The organism is Kribbella ginsengisoli (assembly GCF_039537185.1).
Classification (GTDB): domain Bacteria; phylum Actinomycetota; class Actinomycetes; order Propionibacteriales; family Kribbellaceae; genus Kribbella; species Kribbella koreensis.
On the sequence record NZ_BAABAA010000006.1, the window covers coordinates 250592 to 268461 of the forward strand.

19 protein-coding genes are annotated in these 17870 nt (G+C 68.4%); 10 read left to right on the forward strand and 9 right to left on the reverse strand.

The window, feature by feature from the left end:
* The 6 genes from ABD768_RS22165 to ABD768_RS22190 all read left to right on the forward strand — a co-directional run bounded on the left by ABD768_RS22165 (window position 1) and on the right by ABD768_RS22190 (window position 7373).
* The gene (locus tag ABD768_RS22165; RefSeq protein WP_344843496.1) at window positions 1-1548 is read left to right on the forward strand and encodes a TrbL/VirB6 family protein; all 1548 of its coding nucleotides are present in this window, start codon (window positions 1-3) and stop codon (window positions 1546-1548) included.
* Window positions 1523-3043: an SCO6880 family protein gene (locus tag ABD768_RS22170; protein ID WP_344843499.1), complete on the forward strand. Its 1521-nt coding sequence runs from the start codon at window positions 1523-1525 to the stop codon at window positions 3041-3043. Before ABD768_RS22165 ends, ABD768_RS22170 begins: the two co-directional genes overlap by 26 nt.
* Window positions 3044-3059: 16 nt before the next feature.
* Window positions 3060-4679, forward strand: coding sequence for an ATP/GTP-binding protein (locus ABD768_RS22175; protein ID WP_343968172.1), 1620 nt, complete (start codon window positions 3060-3062; stop codon window positions 4677-4679).
* Window positions 4679-6532, forward strand: a complete 1854-nt coding sequence (locus ABD768_RS22180; protein WP_343968174.1) for a type IV secretory system conjugative DNA transfer family protein — start codon at window positions 4679-4681, stop codon at window positions 6530-6532. Before ABD768_RS22175 ends, ABD768_RS22180 begins: the two co-directional genes overlap by 1 nt.
* Window positions 6522-6896: a DUF4913 domain-containing protein gene (locus ABD768_RS22185; RefSeq protein WP_164601935.1), complete on the forward strand. Its 375-nt coding sequence runs from the start codon at window positions 6522-6524 to the stop codon at window positions 6894-6896. Before ABD768_RS22180 ends, ABD768_RS22185 begins: the two co-directional genes overlap by 11 nt.
* A 117-nt stretch (window positions 6897-7013) precedes the next feature.
* On the forward strand, window positions 7014-7373 hold the full coding sequence (locus ABD768_RS22190) for a YrdB family protein (protein WP_343968177.1): 360 nt from the start codon (window positions 7014-7016) through the stop codon (window positions 7371-7373).
* A gap of 1 nt (window position 7374) precedes the next feature.
* Here ABD768_RS22190 and ABD768_RS22195 read toward each other — a convergent pair whose 3' ends face one another.
* The gene (locus tag ABD768_RS22195) at window positions 7375-7914 is read right to left on the reverse strand and encodes a hypothetical protein (protein ID WP_344843505.1); all 540 of its coding nucleotides are present in this window, start codon (window positions 7912-7914) and stop codon (window positions 7375-7377) included.
* A gap of 50 nt (window positions 7915-7964) precedes the next feature.
* Window positions 7965-9281 carry an MATE family efflux transporter gene (locus ABD768_RS22200; RefSeq protein WP_344843508.1) on the reverse strand — a complete coding sequence of 439 codons (1317 nt, stop codon included), beginning with the start codon at window positions 9279-9281 and terminating at the stop codon, window positions 7965-7967.
* Window positions 9282-9671: 390 nt separating this feature from the next.
* Here ABD768_RS22200 and dnaB point away from each other — a divergent pair, with 390 nt between their 5' ends.
* Window positions 9672-10997: a replicative DNA helicase gene (gene dnaB / locus ABD768_RS22205; protein WP_328335095.1), complete on the forward strand. Its 1326-nt coding sequence runs from the start codon at window positions 9672-9674 to the stop codon at window positions 10995-10997.
* Between the two features lie 37 nt (window positions 10998-11034).
* Window positions 11035-11397, forward strand: a complete 363-nt coding sequence (locus ABD768_RS22210) for a VOC family protein (RefSeq protein ID WP_344843509.1) — start codon at window positions 11035-11037, stop codon at window positions 11395-11397.
* A gap of 11 nt (window positions 11398-11408) precedes the next feature.
* Here the strand turns inward: ABD768_RS22210 and ABD768_RS22215 are convergent, their stop codons facing one another.
* Window positions 11409-12050 carry a MerR family transcriptional regulator gene (locus ABD768_RS22215; RefSeq protein WP_344843511.1) on the reverse strand — a complete coding sequence of 214 codons (642 nt, stop codon included), beginning with the start codon at window positions 12048-12050 and terminating at the stop codon, window positions 11409-11411.
* Between the two features lie 86 nt (window positions 12051-12136).
* Here ABD768_RS22215 and ABD768_RS22220 point away from each other — a divergent pair, with 86 nt between their 5' ends.
* Window positions 12137-12544: a hypothetical protein gene (locus tag ABD768_RS22220; RefSeq protein ID WP_344843513.1), complete on the forward strand. Its 408-nt coding sequence runs from the start codon at window positions 12137-12139 to the stop codon at window positions 12542-12544.
* On the opposite strand, the gene ABD768_RS22225 is transcribed toward ABD768_RS22220, so the two are convergent.
* Window positions 12534-13502, reverse strand: a complete 969-nt coding sequence (locus tag ABD768_RS22225) for a helix-turn-helix transcriptional regulator (RefSeq protein ID WP_344843516.1) — start codon at window positions 13500-13502, stop codon at window positions 12534-12536. The genes ABD768_RS22220 and ABD768_RS22225 overlap by 11 nt on opposite strands.
* Before the next feature lie 63 nt (window positions 13503-13565).
* On the opposite strand from ABD768_RS22225, the gene ABD768_RS22230 reads away from it, so the two are divergent.
* The gene (locus tag ABD768_RS22230) at window positions 13566-14882 is read left to right on the forward strand and encodes an FAD-binding oxidoreductase (protein WP_344843519.1); all 1317 of its coding nucleotides are present in this window, start codon (window positions 13566-13568) and stop codon (window positions 14880-14882) included.
* Here ABD768_RS22230 and ABD768_RS22235 read toward each other — a convergent pair.
* The 5 genes from ABD768_RS22235 to ABD768_RS22255 all read right to left on the reverse strand — a co-directional run bounded on the left by ABD768_RS22235 (window position 14875) and on the right by ABD768_RS22255 (window position 17814).
* Entirely contained in the window at window positions 14875-15369 is a 495-nt protein-coding gene (locus ABD768_RS22235; RefSeq protein ID WP_344843520.1) for a GrpB family protein, read from the reverse strand. The two genes, ABD768_RS22230 and ABD768_RS22235, sit on opposite strands and share 8 nt — an antisense overlap.
* The gene (locus ABD768_RS22240) at window positions 15366-15761 is read right to left on the reverse strand and encodes a RidA family protein (RefSeq protein WP_343968197.1); all 396 of its coding nucleotides are present in this window, start codon (window positions 15759-15761) and stop codon (window positions 15366-15368) included. Before ABD768_RS22240 ends, ABD768_RS22235 begins: the two co-directional genes overlap by 4 nt.
* Before the next feature lie 31 nt (window positions 15762-15792).
* Window positions 15793-16149: a nuclear transport factor 2 family protein gene (locus ABD768_RS22245; RefSeq protein WP_343968199.1), complete on the reverse strand. Its 357-nt coding sequence runs from the start codon at window positions 16147-16149 to the stop codon at window positions 15793-15795.
* A 69-nt stretch (window positions 16150-16218) separates the two neighbouring features.
* Window positions 16219-17121 carry an alpha/beta hydrolase gene (locus ABD768_RS22250; protein ID WP_344843522.1) on the reverse strand — a complete coding sequence of 301 codons (903 nt, stop codon included), beginning with the start codon at window positions 17119-17121 and terminating at the stop codon, window positions 16219-16221.
* Window positions 17122-17205: 84 nt separating this feature from the next.
* A complete protein-coding gene (locus ABD768_RS22255) occupies window positions 17206-17814 on the reverse strand; it encodes a TetR/AcrR family transcriptional regulator (RefSeq protein WP_344843524.1) in 609 nt (202 codons plus the stop codon).
* Window positions 17815-17870 lie beyond the last annotated feature (56 nt).

Below are 17870 nucleotides of genomic sequence, written 5' to 3' on the forward strand. Positions count from 1 at the left end.
ATGATCAGGATCGCGCTCTGCGCCGGCAGTTGGTACGACTGCCTGCTGGGCTGGGTCAAGGACGCACTCGGAACTGCCGTCGGAAAGTTGATCGAACTCGTGTTCCAGCCAATTCTCGACGCACTGGCCGAGGCGGTGGCCAGCATGTTCGCCACCATCGCCACCTTCTGGGTCTACATCCCCACCCCGCCGGTGGGCAGTGAGGCGACCGGCCAGCCGGCGAGCGGCACGGTCGGCTGGATCTGGACCCATACGCAGTACATCGGTATCGCCGTCGCCACCCTCGGGGTGTTCGTGGCGGCCATCCAGATGGCGTACACCCAACGCGGCGAGACGGCCCGTGACCTGATCCGCTCATTGGTCACCTTCGGTGCCGCCTCGGTGTTCAGCATCGCGGTGGTCCAGGCGCTGATCTCGTTCGGCGACCAGTTCGCGAACTGCATCGTGACCACCTCGGTGACGGCCACCGGCGACGCTGCCAAGGACGCATCGGGCTGGACCTGCATCGAGCTGGACAAACCCGACCAGGTGCTCCACGCCAGTGACGGCTTCCGCGACGCCATGAAGGGCATCATGGGCTTCTCGGCGGCGGCGACCGGCGGGCTCGGTATCGGCCTGCTGATCACGATCGGCATCCTGACCCTGCTCGCCTCGGTGATCCAGGTCGTCTTGATGGTGGTCCGCAGCGGGATGCTGATCCTGCTGCTCGGCGTGCTGCCGATCGCGGCGGCGGCGACCAACACCGAGATGGGCAAGGCCTGGTTCAAGCGGATCGTGTCCTGGCTGCTCGCCTTCGTCCTGTACAAACCGGTGGCCGCCCTGGTCTATGCGACCGCCATCATGCTGGCGTCCAACAACGGCCACGGCTTCAACTTCAGCGAGGTGAAGGACCCGGTCGGCCTGCAGATCATGAACATGATCGTCGGCATCACGATGCTGGTACTGGCCCTGTTCGCGCTGCCGGCCCTGATGCGCTTCATCGCGCCGATGGTCGCCGCGACGGCGGGCTCGGCCGGTGCCGGGATGATCGCGGCCAAGATGATCGGCGCCGACAAGATCGGCGACAAGGTGAACGAGTCGGCCCAGAGCCAGGGCGACGGGCCCAGCGGTGCCCGTAACGTCGGCAGGCCGAGTCAGCAGGCTCCGTCAGGTCCGAGCGGCTCACCCCAGCCCAGTGGTACCGGTGGTTCCGGCGGGGGTGCCTCGCCCGCCGGCGGCGGAGGCGGTGCAGGTGGTGGTGCCGGTGGTGGCGCAGGTGGTGGAGCGAGTGGCGGAGCGGCTGGTGGCGCGAGCGGTGGTGCTGCGGGCGGCGCGGCCGCTGGTGGTGGCGGTGCCGCTGCGGGTGGTGCTGCCGCAGGCGGTGGAGCTGCCGCCGGTGGTGCGGCCGCCGGTGCCGGTGCCGCGGCAGGCCCGGTCGGCATCGCGGTGGTCGCCACCGCGGCTGCCGTCAAGAAGGGCATCGACGTGACCAAGGACGCGGCCCAGGCGGGCGCGAACGAGACGATCAACAACGACGCGATGGATGAGGGACCAAGTGGCAGCGGCTGACAACGTCCGGACCGCCCCGCGGACCTACGGCAACTGGCGCCAGCCGGCCTCGGCCGGTATCGGCGGCCTGGGGACGCTGGGCACCGGAATCATGATGGGCGGCATGGTGATGACCATCATCGCCCTGACCGCCGGTGGTCTGGGCGCTGCGCTGGTGGTCATGCTCATCGTCGGCAGCTCCCTGTTGCTGCTGATGCTGAAGGACAAACACAACCAGTCCGCCCTGCAACGGCTCTCGACCCGTATTGGATGGCAGCGAGCAAAGATGGCCAAGCACAACATCTACCGTTCCGGTCCGCTCGGGCGGACGCCGTGGGGCAAGTTCCAGCTGCCCGGTCTGGCGGCGGCCTCCCAGCTGAGCGAGTACAAGGACTCCTACGGCCGGCCGTTCGCGCTGCTGTTCTACCCGAGTACGCGGCACTTCACGGTGATCATCAACGCCGAGCCCGACGGTGCGTCGCTGGTCGACGAGGACCAGATCGACGTCTGGGTCGCGCACTGGGGTCAGTGGCTCGCGTCGCTGGGTCACGAGCCGGGCATCATCGCCGCCTCGGTGACGGTCGAGAGCGCCCCGGACACCGGGATCCGGCTGCGCCGCGAGGTGATGAACAACATGCAGGAAGGCACCCCGGCGATCGCCCGGGCGATGCTGACCGAGGTCGTCCAGACCTACCCCGAGGGTTCCGCGCTGGTCTCGGCCCGGGTCGCGCTGACCTTCAAGGGCACCGACCGCAGCGGCAAGCGACGCAAGGAAGAGGACATGGGCCGTGAGCTCGCGTCCCGGCTCCCTGCGCTGACCCAGAGCCTCAACTCCACCGGTGCGGGCGCCGCCCGGCCGGTCAACGCGCAGGAACTCTGCGAGACGATCCGGATCGCGTACGACCCTGCTGCCGCCGGACTGATCGACGAGGCCCGTAGCCAGGGCATGTCGCCCGAGCTGCAGTGGACGGACGTCGGCCCGGCCGGTGCCCAGTCGTTCTGGGACAAGTACCGGCACGACAGCGCCTGGTCGGTGACCTGGCAGATGACCCAGGCGCCGCGCGGTGAGGTCTTCTCGTCCGTACTGTCCCAGCTGGTCGGTCCCCACCCGGACATCGACCGCAAGCGCGTCACGCTGCTCTACCGCCCGCTCGACGCCGCCACTGCGGCCCGGATGGTCGAGGCTGACAAGCGCAACGCGTCCTTCCGGGCGACCACGTCGTCCCGCCCGTCGGCCCGGTCGATGACCGAGGCCAGGGCAGCCGACCGGACCGCGATGGAAGAGGCCCGCGGCGCCGGCCTGGTCAACTTCGGCCTGGTCGTCACCGGCACGGTGATGACGGCTGAGCAGATCCCCGACATGGTCGCCGCGATCGACAACCTCGGCGCGACCGCCCGCGTACTGCTGCGCCCGGCGTACGGGTCGCAGGACTCCGCCTTCGTGGCGGCGCTGCCGCTCGGCGTCGTGCTGCAGAGCCACCTGTCGGTTCCGGCCGGCCTCCGGGAATCGCTATGACCCAGCGGGAGTCAGTGTGAGCAAGAAGGAGAAGAAGCCGGTCGACCCGAGCCGGGGTGGCCGCCGGCCGATGCCTCGCGGCTGGCCCGGCCCGGCCCGCGGCTACTCGACCTACCTGCAAGCACCGCAGGAGTGGCGCGGTACGACGGTCCAGGTCTGCGGCATGTGGCCGTTCTCGGCCGGGACCGGCAGCCCGATGGTCGGGGTGCCGATCGGCCGCAACATCCTGTCCGGCGCCACCATGTGCTGCGACCCGATCAGCTGGTTCATGCGCGCCAAGCTGATCTCCAACCCGTCGATGTTCGTGCTCGGCAAGCCCGGTCTGGGCAAGTCGACGATCACCCGGCGGATGGCGCTCGGCCTGGCCGGGTACGGGGTCATGCCGTTGGTCCTGGGCGACCTGAAGCCCGACTACAAGGACCTCGTCGTGGCCCTCGGCGGCCAGGTGATCGAGCTCGGTCGTGGCCGTGGGCACCTGAACGTGCTCGACCCGGGCGAGTCCCGGCAGGCCGCGCTGCGGCTCACCGGCAGCGCGCGGCAGGCGATCCAGGCCGACGCGCACGGCCGGCGGTCGACGATGGTGTCGGCGCTGATCTCGATCATGCGGTCCGCGCCGCCGACCGACCGCGAGGAGACCATCCTCGACGAGGCGCTCAAGGTGCTCGACGAGCGCCACGAGGGCACCCCCGTACTCCGTGACCTGCTGCAGGTCGTCCAGGAGGCGCCCGACCGGGTCCGCGACGTCGCGCTCGACCGAGGCAGCATGGACCGCTACCGGCAGATCACCGAAGGCCTCGAGGCGTCGCTGATCGGTCTGGTCGGCGGCGGCCGGCTCGGCGAGATCTTCTCCGAACAGACCGACCAGCCGATGAAGATGGACCGTCCGGTGGTCTTCGACGTCTCGAACATCGACGACTCCGAGACCAGCCTGCAGGCCGCCGTACTGCTGGCCTGCTGGTCGTACGGGTTCGGCGCGGTCGCCGTCTCGCAGGCCCTCGCGGACGCCGGTCTCGAGCCCCGGCGGCACTACTTCGTCATCCTCGACGAGCTCTGGCGAGTACTCCGGGCCGGCCGCGGCCTGGTCGACCGGGTCGACGCGCTGACCCGGCTGAACCGGCAGCGCGGTGTCGGGATGGCGATGATCTCGCACACGATGTCCGACCTGCTCGCGCTGGAGCACTCCGAGGATCGGATGAAGGCGAAGGGTTTCGTCGAGCGTTCCGGGATGGTGATCTGCGGCGGTCTGCCGCGCGCCGAGATGGAGAACCTGACCGCCGTCGTACCGCTGTCCGGCGAGGAGCAGAACATGCTCATCGGCTGGCAGGACCCGCCCGCGTGGGACCCGGCGACCGGTGAGGAAGCGGCACCACCCGGGCGAGGCAACTTCCTGGTCAAGGTCGGTGGACGGCCGGGCATCCCGGTGCATGTCGGGCTGACCTCGGTCGAGCGCGAGATCAACGACACGAACAAGCTGTGGAAGACCGGCGCCGACGGCCGGCCACTGAAGGTCGAGCTCCTCGACGACGGCACCGAAGAGGTCGTCGAGGAGTACACCTTCGACGACCCGGCGATGACGGCACTGCCGCCCCCGGACCCGACCACCCGCGTAGTCGCGCGCACGGGAGTTGATGAGTAATGGCTGAAGGCAAGAGAAGTACCGGCCCCGGTGGGCTGTCCGCGGAGTCGGTCCTGGTCTTCATCGGGATCGGGTTGTTCGCGCTCGTCGTCGGTGGGACCTGGGTGGCGACCAAGATCGCCGCCGCGATCAACCACACCCGGCCGGTCAGCGACCCGATGAGCAACATCTCCGACCTGCTCAACGGCCGGGTCCGCTGGTCCGGCGCGGCCACCGGCGTACTGATCATCGAGATCGTCGTGCTCGGCCTGCTGACCGTCGGCGCCTGGTACCTGGTCACCAGGAGGCGCGACTCCGGCTCCCGGGTGGACAAGTCCGCGCAGCTGATGTCGAAGCGCAAGGAGATCTACAAGCTCACCCGCCAGGGCGCGCAGGAGATCGCCAACCGGCTGGGCGCCGGGCACGCGGGGCCGGGCGTGATGATCGGCCGTACCGTCCGGGACAACCTGGAGGTCTTCGGGTCCTGGGAGGACATGCACGTCGACATCTGGGGTCCCCGTACCGGTAAGACGACGTCTCGCGCCGTACCGGCGATCCTGGACGCTCCGGGCGCAGTGGTGGCCACCTCGAACAAGCGCGACATCGTCGACGCCACCCGTGACCCCCGGTCGAAGAAGGGCCCGGTCTGGGTGTTCGACCCGCAGGAGGTCTGCAGCGAGCCGAACAGCTGGTGGTGGAACCCGCTCAGCTACATCACCGACGAGACGAAGGCGCGGGAGCTGGCGGAGCACTTCGTCGCCTCGCAGCGCAAGGAAGGCGCCCAGACGGACGCCTTCTTCGACTCAGCCGGTACGGACCTGCTGGCCGGTCTGCTGCTCGCCGCGGCCGTCGCGAAGCGCCCGATCACGCAGGTCTACAGCTGGCTGGCCGACCAGCGCAACGACGAGCCCGAGCGCATCCTGCGCTCCACCCCAGGTCTGCAGCTCTCCGCGGACGCACTGTCCGGCGTCATCAACGCACCCGACAAGCAGCGCGCCGGTGTCTACGGCACCGCCCAGCAGAGCGCCCAGTTCCTGGTCAACCGCAAGGTCACGCGCTGGGTGACCCCGGCCGGGCCGAACGACAACCGGCCGCAGTTCAACCCGCACAAGTTCGTCCGCGAGGGCGGCACGCTGTACAGCCTGTCCAAGGAAGGCGCCGGTACTGCGGGCCCGCTGGTGACCGCGTTGACGGTGGCCGTCGTCGAGGCCGCCGAGGACTACGCCAAGACGTGTCCGATGGGGCGGCTGCCCAACCCGCTGGTCGGCGTACTGGACGAGGCGGCGAACGTCTGCCGCTGGAAGAACCTGCCGGACCTCTACAGCCACTTCGGCTCCCGCGGCATCGTGCTGATGACGATCCTGCAGTCCTGGGCGCAGGGGATGGAGTGCTGGGGCGAGCGCGGGATGGAGAAGCTCTGGTCCGCGGCGAACATCCGGGTGTACGGCGGTGGCGCGTCCGACGCGAACTTCCTCGAGCGGCTGAGCAAGCTGATCGGCGACTACGACATCCTGTCCAGCTCGGTCTCGTACAACAAGGGTGAGCGCGGGACGAGCAAGCAGACCCAGCGGCACCACATCATGGAGGTCTCCGACCTTGCCTCGATGCCGCCCGGCCGCGCTGTCATCTTCCCGTCCGGTATCCCGGCGACGATGATCAAGACCGTACCGTGGATGGCACGCCCCGACGCGGGCGCCGTGAAGGCCTCACTGGCCCACCACGACCCGAGTGCTGCTGCGGGGATGGCAGTGCAGGGTGGGGCGAACGCATGGGTGGCAGCCGGCACGGGTGGGGCGCCTCAGGCCCCGGCCGCGCCGTCGGGCCCGCCGGTGCCGATCTGGGAGCAGACGGAGGAGCAGCGCCGTGGATGGTGAGCAGGAACTCTTCTACCCGCACGTCGCGGCCTTCGTCGAGGACCGCCTGGTCTACCTGTACTGCCGGCGCATCGGCCAGCAGTACATGTGGTGCCCGGAGTGGTTCCGGCATGCCGAGGCTCTGAGCCGGCTGGACTCGATCTGGCGGGCCTGGGAGCACCTGCGGCTCGACCCGGCGACCGGTATGTCGGTCTGGTGGCGCGACCACGCAGACCCGCACATGCAGGCGCTGCTCGACCCGGACGGCCCGTTCGCGGCCTGCCGCGGGGTGCACAGCGACTACCCGATCCCACCGCTTCCCGTGGAGGAGCCGCCCGCCGGCCTCTTCTTCGACCAGCGCCAACCGAATCTGCGCGGCATCTGACCGGTCTCGGAGAGCGGTAGAACATTTCGAGAGCAGTGCTCTTGCTTTTGCTGTCGGCAGCACCCACACTGGCAGCAAGAGAGAGCGCTGCTCTCGTTATGTGAGGGGTTGGGGACGATGTACGAGATCTGGCGCTGGAGCAACCTGGGCCTGGCCTTCGTGGTGGAGCTGGCCGGCCTTGCGGTGTTCGCCTGGTGGGGCTGGAACGCGAGCAGCAGTACTGCGCTCCGCCTCGTGCTCGCCATCGGGCTGCCGGTGGCCGCCGCCGTCATCTGGGGTCTGTTCGCCGCCCCTACTGCGAGCTACGGCAACCCGGTCATCACGACCGTCGTGAAGGTTGCCTTCTTCGGGCTGGCAGGCCTCGCGCTGTGGACGCGCGACCACCACATCCTGGCGACCGTCTTCGTCCTGGTGGTCGCCGCCAACCTCGTGATCATCCGCGCCGGCCACCTGACCGCGGCGGCCACACCCAGCTAGGTCAGTCGCCGAGGCCGAAGTGGCGGAGGGCCTTCGGGTCCTGCTCCTTGTCCTTCATCCGGCGCCGGACCGGCTTGACGTTCTTGCGGGCCACCGGCGGCTCCACCGGAGCATTGCGGACAGCCTCCGCAGCAGGAGCCTGCTCGGACCGGCTCCGCTCGGCACGGCCCTCGGCATAGTTCCAGTCGGCCCGGCGATCGTCATCGACGGCCGCGCGGTAGCGAGAGTCCGACCTGGCCTGGGCCCGGTCGGCAGCCCGCAGGTCGGTGGCGTCGTCCCGAGTAGCAGCATCTGCACGCAGGCGCGCGGCGTGGGCTGAGTCGGACCGGCCCAGCAGCCGCTCGTCGGCAGCCTGCGCGCGGAGGCGACGGTGATTCCCCTCGGCGACATCGGCGCGGCGCATCGCGTCGGTGACCTCGGCGTCGTGCTCGGCGGCAACGTCGCGCCGCAGCCGGGCCTCGCGCAGTTCACGCTCCTCGCGGGCATCGAGCTCCGCGTCCTCGTGGACCTGCTCCAGGTCGTCGTCGTCCGTGTCGGCCATGCCGCTCCTTCCGTCCGCAGCCCACGATGCCGCAAAACCAGGTCAGCCGCCTAGCGTGTCGCCCCGGTCACCAGCCAGCTGTCCCGGCGCTCGCGGGTCAGCAGGGTCAGCAGCCTGAGCAGCATGAAGCCGCCGAAGGCCCACCACAGAGCCACCACGCCCCCGTCGAACCACAGCACGCTGAGCGCCAGCGGCACGAACAGTACGAGCGCGATCACCCCGGCGATCGCCAGATAAGGCCCGTCGCCGGCGCCGATCAGTACGCCGTCCAGCACGAAGACGACCCCGTTGACCGGCTGCCACAGCGCCGCCACCAGCAGGATCGCGGCCAGCGTGTGCCGTACTTCGGGATCGGACGTGAACCACGGGACGTACAGGTCCCGCAGCGCCCACAACGCGAGTCCGCCGACGAAGCCCGAGACCAGCCCCCACCACATCATCCGCCGCGTGATCGCCCGCGTCCCGGCGACGTCGCCCGCTCCGAGAGCCCGGCCGGTCAACGCCTGCGCGGCGATCGCGATGGCGTCGAGTGCCAGCGCCAGGAAGGACCAGAGGGTGAAGGCGACCTGGTGGGCGGCGACTGACGTAGTACCGAGGGAAGTGGCGACGAACGTTGTCAGGACGATTGCCACGCGCAACGTCAGAGTGCGAACCACCAAAGGGATTCCGGCCTGCGCCGAGGCGAGGATGCCAGGGCGGTCGGGACGTAGCTTGGCGCCGTCGCGGCGGGCTCCACGGACTACCACCCAGACCAGTGCGACTCCTGCTGCGGTCTGGGCGATCGCTGTGCCCAGTGCTGAGCCGGCGATGTTCAGGTCGAGTCCGTAGACCAGGAAGAGGTTCAGGCCGATGTTGGCGAGGTTGGCGGAGATCGCCACGATCATGGGTGTCTTAGTGTCCTGCAGACCCCGCAGTACGCCGGTAGCCGCCAGCAGCAGCAACATGGACGGGATGCCGAGGCAGCTGATCCGCAGATAGGTCACTGCGTAGTCCGCGACGTCCGGCGACGGGTCGAAGCCGCTGATGGCCAGTGGGGCGAGTAGTACGCCGACGATGGCAAGTACTACGCCCAGCAGCAGGGCCAGCCAGAGTCCGTCGATGCCCTGCGTCAGCGCGCCTCGGTGGTCACCCGCCCCGATCCGCCGGGCGACCGCAGACGTGGTGCCATAGGCGAGGAAGACGCAGATGCCGACGAGCGTCTGCAGAATGGTGCCCGCGACGCCGAGGGCCGCGAGCTGCGGCGTACCGAGATGGCCGACGATCGCCGAGTCGGCGAGCAGCATCAGCGGCTCCGACACCAGCGCGAAGAAGGCCGGTACCGCCAGCCGGAGAATCTCCCGATCCTGCGACCAGCTGGTAAGGGGCATGGGGCTCATTGTGCCTGGCCGCGCCGGTGCGCCGCGCACTGGACCTGTGGGTATCGAATCTTTTTCTTCTCCACAGTTGTGGGCGGACAAAACCGCAGGTCAGGCCCGGGCTGTGGATCTTTGTCCCCAGATATCCACAGGGATATGCCCAACCTGTGCACAGCTCATCGTGGGGTTATGCACGGCTTGTCCACACCCCCTGTGGACGGCTGGCTACCAGGGGTCGGCGTGAGGGGCGTACGGTCGCGTGACTGCCCGCGAAAGTGTCGGCGATGTTCGCTAGGGTTCGATCAGGTGTTCGAAACAGGGCAGAACGAGGAGGCTGGACGAGTGAGCGTTGCGGAGTTCCGCGGGGGGCCGGGCGGCGGGAACGAAGAACGCAACCCTGAGATGGGCTTCGACCGCACCCCACCTCAGGATCTGGCCGCCGAGCAGTGCGTGCTCGGCGCGATGATGCTCAGCAAGGACGCGATCGCCGACGTGATCGAGACCCTGCGCGGCACGGACTTCTACCGGCCGGCGCACGAGATCGTCTTCGACGCGGTCACCGACCTGTATGCCCGGGGTGAGCCCGCCGACGCGATCACCGTCGCCGCCGAGCTGGCCAAGCGCGGCGAGATGGGCCGGATCGGCGGCGCGCCGTACGTGCACACCCTGGTCGCGTCGGTCCCGCTGGCCGCCAACGCCGGCTACTACGCGCACATCGTCCGGGAGAAGGCGATCCTGCGCCGCCTGGTCGAGGCCGGCACCAAGATCGTCCAGATCGGCTACGCCGGCGAAGGCGAGGTCGACGACGTCGTCGACCAGGCCCAGGCGGAGATCTACTCCGTCACCGAGAAGCGCACCACCGAGGACTACGCCCCCCTCAAAGACATCATGGAAGGCGCCCTCGACGAGATCGAGGCGATCGACTCCCGCGGCGACGCCATGGTCGGCGTCCCCACCGGCTTCACCGACCTCGACGAACTGACCAACGGCCTCCACCCCGGCCAGATGATCATCGTCGCGGCCAGGCCGGCGATGGGCAAATCGACGCTGGGGCTGGATTTTGCGCGGTCCGCGTCGATCAAGCACGGGTTGACGTCGTGTGTGTTCTCGCTCGAGATGAGCCGAAACGAGATCACCATGCGGTTGCTGTCGGCCGAGGCGAAGGTGCCGCTGCACCACATGCGCAACGGCAAGATGACCGACGAGGACTGGGCCCGGCTGGCCCGCAAGATGGGCGAGGTCTCCGAGGCCCCGCTGTTCATCGACGACTCGCCCAACCTGACGATGATGGAGATCCGCGCCAAGGCCCGCCGCCTCAAGCAGCGGCACGACCTGAAGCTGATCGTCATCGACTACCTCCAGCTGATGACGTCCGGCAAGAAGGTCGAGTCCCGCCAGCTCGAGGTCTCCGAGTTCTCCCGCTCGATCAAGCTGCTCGCCAAGGAACTAGAGCTCCCGGTGATCGCCATCTGCCAGCTCAACCGAGGCTCCGAGCAACGCTCCGACAAACGCCCGATGGCCTCCGACCTCCGCGAGTCCGGCTCCCTCGAACAGGACGCTGACGTCGTCATCCTGCTCCACCGAGAAGACGCCTACGAACGCGAATCCACCCGCCCCGGCGAAGCCGACTTCATCGTCGCCAAACACCGCAACGGCCCCACCGCCGACATAGTCGTAGCCTTCCAGGGCCACTACTCCCGCTTCGTAGACATGGCCCACGACGGCTAGTCGGTCAGGGGGTGGCGTGTTGTTCCACAGTCCGCAAGTGATCCTGTTCAGCCAGGATCTCCCACGCGCCGCCGCGTTCTATGCGCGTCTGGGATTCACCGAGACCTTCAGGGTGCCCACCGAGGGTGAGCCGATCCATCTCGATCTGGCCTTGGACGGTTACAAGCTCGGCATCGCTTCTGTCGCATCCACGCGCGACGATCACGGCCTTGATCCAGTGCCTGAAGGCCAGCGAGCCGCTGTCATCCTCTGGACTGACGACACGACTGCGGCGTTCGCCGAACTGACCGCGAGCGGTGCGCCCGCTCTGGCATCCCCACACAAGTGGCTCGATCGGTTGCTGATCGCCTGGACGGCCGACCCCGACGGCAACCCCATCCAGATCGTCCAGCACCTCTGACAGGCCGACCGCTAGTTGCCGGCCCGTTTGGTCCAGCGTTTGGCGGAGATGGATTCCTGGGCCAGTAGGCGGAGGCTGGAGATGAGGGTTTCGCCGAGGATGGTGCCGACGATGACGCTTTCGGCGATTTCGTCGGAGGAGGCGCGGGTGGTGACGGCGGCAACCTCGATCTCGGTGAAGGACTCGACGGCGGCGGCGTAGGAGTCGAGGAAATCGACGAGGTGGTCCTGGTGAAGGGTGCGCAGGGCGGCGATCGTTTCGATCAGGGTGTTGAGGGCTGGGGCGTCGGGCTCTACCGACCAGCCGCGCGACGCCAAAAGTTCCTGTACCTGAGTAGTCGCGGCGTCGTGGGCCTCTGAGGTGGAGGGGAGTTGGCGTTGGGGGGTGATGGCTCGATGGGCTCGGCCGATTTTGTCGTGGAGGGGCATGGTGGGCGAGTCGAGGCCTTCGAGGACGTCCTTGACACCGGCGACCGGGACCTGGGCCAGGTCGACCAGGGCGCGGATCAGGCGTAGGCGGTGGAGGTGCGTCTCGTCGTACGAGGCCTGGTTCGGGCTGGTGAGCTCGCCCGGGGGGAGCAGGTTCTCGCGAAGGTAGTACTTGATCGTGGGCACCGGCACCCCGGAGATTCGGCTCAGCTCTGCGATCCGCATAAATCCCTTGCCTTTCCCTCGACCGTGATAGATAGTAACAGTATCCATAAACGGATACCGTCACTATCCATGCAAGGAGAAGGCCCATGCAGTTGAGCGACGCGTCCCGGATCATCGCCGGAGCGATCCTGCTCACCATCGTCACGATCCAGATCGGCGGCTGGTTCATGACCAAGATCGTCCGTGGCGACGTCCCGATGACGGACTTCCAGAAGTCGTTCGCCCGGGCCGGCCACGGTCACGCCGGTGTCCTGGTCATCCTGAGCCTGGTCGGACTCCTGTACGTCGATCAGACCGGCCTGACCGGCTTCCCGCTCTGGCTCGGCCGGCTCGGCATCCCGGTCGCGGCGATCCTGATGTCGGGTGGCTTCTTCGCCTCGTCGGCAGGCAAGGGCCTGACCAAGCCGAACCAGTTCATCTGGGTGCTCTGGGTGGGCGCCCTCTCGCTCGCGGCCGGTGTCGTGACGCTGGGCCTGGGCCTGATCACGGCCTGACCAAGCGCGACCCGACCGTCCGCAACAACGCGGCGGTCTCCGGCGACGCCTCCAACGTGTAGTCGGCGCCGGAGGCAACGATCGCCGCGACGTACTGGACCAGGATCCCGGGGGAGTCCGCGCTCAATCGGTACTCGCAACTGTCCGGCCCGAGCGGCGAGATCGTCCCCGGCGACCCGTGGAAGAAACTCCGGCGGACCTCGTCGGCCGGCAACTGCACGACCATCCGGACACTGTGCCGGTACGAGGCGCCCGCGAACGATTCGGCGAGATACGTCGCCGCGTCAGCCGCCGGCAGTTCGCGCGGAGTGAAGTGATGCCGGGTCGGCGCCAGCTCGCCGATCCGGTCCACCCGGAACGTCCGCCAGTCGTCGCGCTCCGGATCGAAGGCGAGCAGATACCACTGGCCGACCACCGACACCAGTTGCGTCGGCTCCACCCGTCGCCGGCTGTCGTCCCCGCGCCGATTTTTGTAGCTGAAGGCAACGATCTCCAGATCACGGCAACAAGCAGCCAGTACTGCGAGCAGCCCGGGATCCACCCGTGGAGCACCTTCCCGCCCGACCACCTCCGCGGCACCGACGGCAGCCACCGACGGCCTCAGTCGAGCCGGCAGGACTCGCTCGAGCTTGGCGAGTGCGCTCATCGAGCTGTCCGCGATCCCGCTGACGCCGGACGCCGCAGCCCCGGCCAATCCGATCGCCACCGCGACGGCTTCGTCGTCGTCGAGCACCAGCGGCGGCACGTTCTTGCCCGATGCGAGCCGGTAGCCACCCGCAGTACCGGTCGTGCCAGTCACCGGGTAGTCGAGGGATCGGAGGCGCTCGACGTCCCGGCGTACGGTCCGGTCGGTGACGCCCAGGCGCTCGGCGAGCTCGCTTCCGGACCACTCGCGGCGGCTCTGCAGTAGCGCGAGCAGCCGCAGAAGTCGCCCGGGCAGGTCCTTCCGCGTGCTCATGGATCTCAGATTGGCACACCTTGCGGACAATGTGAGTCCGGAAGGGCTTCTAGCGTCGGTGGCATGAATCAGCTCACCGGAAAGCATTGGACCGTCGGCACTCCCGGGTACGACGAGGAGCGGCTCGGCTTCCAGCGGCGCGAACCCCATCGGCCCGCCCACATCGTCGGCGCCACCACTCCCGAGGACGTGCAGCGCGCGGTCCGGTACGCCGGCGAGCACGGCCTCAAGATTGCCGTCAAAGCCAGCGGCCACGGACACGGCGCTCCGCTCGACGGCGGCCTCCTGATCACGACCACTCGTCTCAACCAGGTGACCGTCGATGCGCGGAACCGGACTGCCTGGGTCCAAGCCGGCGCGACCTGGCAGCAGGTGATCGACGCGACCGCGCCGCACGGTCTCGCGCCGTTGTCGGGCAGCTTCCCCGGCGTCACCGCCGTCCCGTACACCCTCGGCGGCGGCCTCGGCCTGATGGCGCGACGCTACGGCTTCGCCGCCGACCACGTACGCCGGATCGAGGTCGTCACCCCCGACGGCGAGCTACGCCAGGCCGAAGACGACCCCGACCTCTTCTGGGCCCTCCGCGGCGGAGGCGGCAACTTCGGCATCGTCACCGCGATGGAGATCGACCTCTTCCCCGTCCCCACCCTCCACGGCGGCAGCCTGTACTACGACCTCGCGACAACCCCCGACGTCCTCAAAACCTGGCACGACTGGACCCGAGCCGTCCCTGACACAGTCACCTCAGCCGCAGCCGTCCTCCCACTCCCCAACCTCAAGCAGATCCCCACCGAACTCCGAGGCAAGTACGTCACCCAAATCCAACTCAGCATCATCCCGGATGGTCTCGACGCCCCACGGTTGGTCAGCATCCTTCGCGATGCTCTGGGCGAGCCGCTTGTCGATACCGTGGGCGAGTTGCCGTTCAGTGAGTCCGGGAGGATCTTCGACGAGCCCGGGCGGCCCGATGCGTTCAGCTCTCGCAATGCGTTGCTGAGCGATCTCGACCCTGAAACCCTCGACACCATCCCTAAGCTGGCCGGGCCGAGTGCGCCGGTGATGTGTGTGGTTGGGATCCGGCACCTTGGTGGTGCGCTGTCGCAGAAGCCGGCCGTTGAGAACGCTGTCGGGCACCGCGACGCGCAGTACTCGATGACTGTCCTGTCACCAGGAGAGGACGACCTGCGAGCCCTGCACGATGCGATCCTCGCGCCCTGGTCGAAAGACATCATCGGCCGATCCCTCAACTTCAGCATGGGCCCTCTCACCGACGACGAACTCCGGTACGCCTTCGAGCCCGCCGACCACGACCGCCTCAAGTGGCTCCGTGGCATCTACGATCCACACGGTCTGCTGCAAGCCAACCACTCGATCACCTGAGTAGTTCCCCGATCAACGCGCTCTTGCCGTCGACGTAAGCGGAACGGTCCGTCAGCAACAACGGCGCCAGCTCCCGCTTACGTGCGGCGTACCGGGCAAGCGCCTCCGGATCCACCCGCAGCCGATCCCGTAGCATCACATGATCGCGGTGGGCCTTGTTGCCGTCCACAACGACATACAGATGGTGGTACTGCGCCACCTCGGCCGGCAACCCGAACGCCTCCCGGCCGGCGACGCCGAGATCGCCCTGATGCTCATAGCCGCCGGACACCAACGCGGCCACGGCCGCCGGAACCTCATCGGGACTCGGCACGACCACATCGATATCGATGATGGGCTTGGCGGCAAGACCGGGTACTGCGGTACTTCCCACGTGCTCGATCTCGTACGACAGCCCGTCGAGCAGCCCCTCGAGCACGACCCGGATCTGGTCGAACCAGTCCGGCCAGCGTTCGTCGTACGGGACGACCTCGGCAGGCGCTCTCACAGAGCAGCCGTCACATCGATCTCCACCAGTTGGCCGGGGAAGCCGAGTTGGGCGACGCCGAGGAGCGTGCTCGCGCTGGTGAAGGCCGGCGCGAGCGGCGACTCGTTGAGCTGGGTCCAGACCGCGCTGAGCTGCGCGCGATCCGGGCTGGCCACGTAGATGACCGTCCGCACGACATCCTCCGGCCGTGCGCCGGCTGCCTCGAGCGCGAGCAGGATGTTCTGGATCACCTGCTCGGTCTGCCCGCTCAGCCCACCCTTGGCCAGCTCACCCGACGGCTGGAGCGGGCACTGCCCGGCGAACATGATCAGCTCGTCGGCGCGGATCTTCGTCACGTGGTGGTAGCCGGGAGTCGCGTGCAGGGCCGGGGGATTGCTGCGCTCGATCGTCACCCTCAGAGCAAACGCGCCGCGGCAGCCACCGTCAAACGGATATCTCGTTGTTCCACATCCGGAACATCACGCACTTGCCCCGCCGGTCGAGCGTCACCGTCCACAAGTTCGAGAACGTCCCGAGCTCGCGATACACGCCGGTACCACCGATCGCAGCCGTATCCCCGGTGATCTTCAGCAGAGACCACTCGAACTCCCACCCACCCGCCTGCCAGTCCTGCCGGCTGAGCCACCCCTCGACGATCGCCTCCCGCCCGATCCAGTCGGTCGCATAAGGCCACTCGTGGTACTCCGCCCCCGGACTGAACAGCGCCCCGATCTCCGCCGCATCCCCACTCCGCCAAGCCTTCACATAGCTCTCGACCCACCGCGCCACTCGCTTCTCCATACCTGCCACCCTGCGCCGCCAACCGCCTCCGCGGCAGATCGGCTCTTCCTAGGTGCACCACACCCACGCTCAGGTGGGCTGCCGGTCGGTCGCGACCAGATGCTTTGTCAGGAAGGCGATTTCGGCCTCGACCACGACGTCGTGCTGCTCGAGGAAGGGTGCGTAGTGGCCGCCAGGCACGCGAAGGAGTTCTGCGCCAGGGGTCTGCGCAGCAGCGTCGATGGAAGGTTGGGCGAGTGCCGTCTGGTCCTGGTCGGCGACGACGACCAGGAGCGGGATCTTCACTCGCGAGGCAGCGCGACCGGGCCGGTAGGCGGTGATTCGCAGGGCTGAGCGGGCGGCGACTGCCTGGATCCAGTCGCTGTATTTATTGCCCGGGTTAAGAGCTTCGTCCGTCTGCAGCGAGTCCGGCGTCGTCAACAGCGCAACCGTGCCAGGCGGCCCGACCAGCGGAACTAGCAGCGGCGGCCGCCCGATCAGACTGCCGAGCGCGTCGGCCGAAGCGCGTCCAGCGAATCGCAGCATCGCCAGCGGCTTCTGGTGCCGCGCCGCATTGCGGGAGGCAGCAGGCCCATCCGCGTTGGGCGTCTGCGCGATCGCTGCGGCCAACTGCGGATTCCGCGCGGCGATCGGGAAGATGTAGCCACCCGACAACGAGAACGCCCAGACCGCGACCCTCTCGACCCCAGGCACCGACCCGGCGTACGAGATCGCCGCCTGCCAGTCGACCAGCTGCTCACCGACCCGCGCCACCTGTCGCGGTGAGCCGCCGCTCTCCCCGAACCGCCGATAGTCGAAGGCCAGTACGCCGAACCCGGCCCGCTGGAACCGCGGGGCGAACAGGTCCGTACCCGGCTCCTTCGTCACCCCGAACCCACCGGCCATCACCACGCACCCACCGTTGCTACCCGGGTAGTACCAGGCCGCGCACTCCGCATCCCCGCTGACGAACCGCACCGACTCGCGTTCCATGACGCACCCCACCTCTGGCGAAGACTCTCCGACGCCAAAAGTGAACCACGTGGTTCGCAAACTGTCGAGTCGTAAGCTGACGCGCTAGGTCCTGGCCTCCTCGTGGTCGAGCGCCCGGCTCAACGCGGCGAAGCCGGATTCGATCCCGGGTCCGTCGCCACTCGTCCGCCACTCGATCAGGAATCCACGCAGCACGGCGAGGATGAACTCGGACACCTGATGCTTGCGCTCGTCCGGCCAGTCGGGCGGGCAGATCGAGATCAGCGCGGGCAGGTAGCGCACCGACGCGGTGCGGGCGAGTTCGGCGTACCGGGCGGAGTCGTACATCGCGAGGCCGATCGCCTGGTCGAGCACCCAGGACTCGTCGCCGACGAGGACCGGCCACATCGCCCGTACCCGGCCGGCCAGCGTCGAGTCCGCCAGATCCGCGGCTGCGAGGCTGCGGTCGATCCGTCGCTCACGCAGTTGCAGCACGGCCTGGGTGAGCAAGTCTTCGGGCCCGTCGAAGTAGTAGAGCAACACCTTGTGCGTCGTACCGGCAGCCCGCGCGGCCCGGCGGAGCGAGAAGTCCACCAACCCGTTGGCCCCGACCTCATCGGTCACGCGCTCGAGCAGTTCGCGCCGCCGCGCCTCACCACGCGCCGACCCCGCAGACCGCCGATAGCCCACCTTCTCCGGAGCATCCTCATCCATCTGCGTGACAGTAGCTGAGCGTCCCGTGCTCGGCGTGGTTCGGCGCTTGTGGCGCC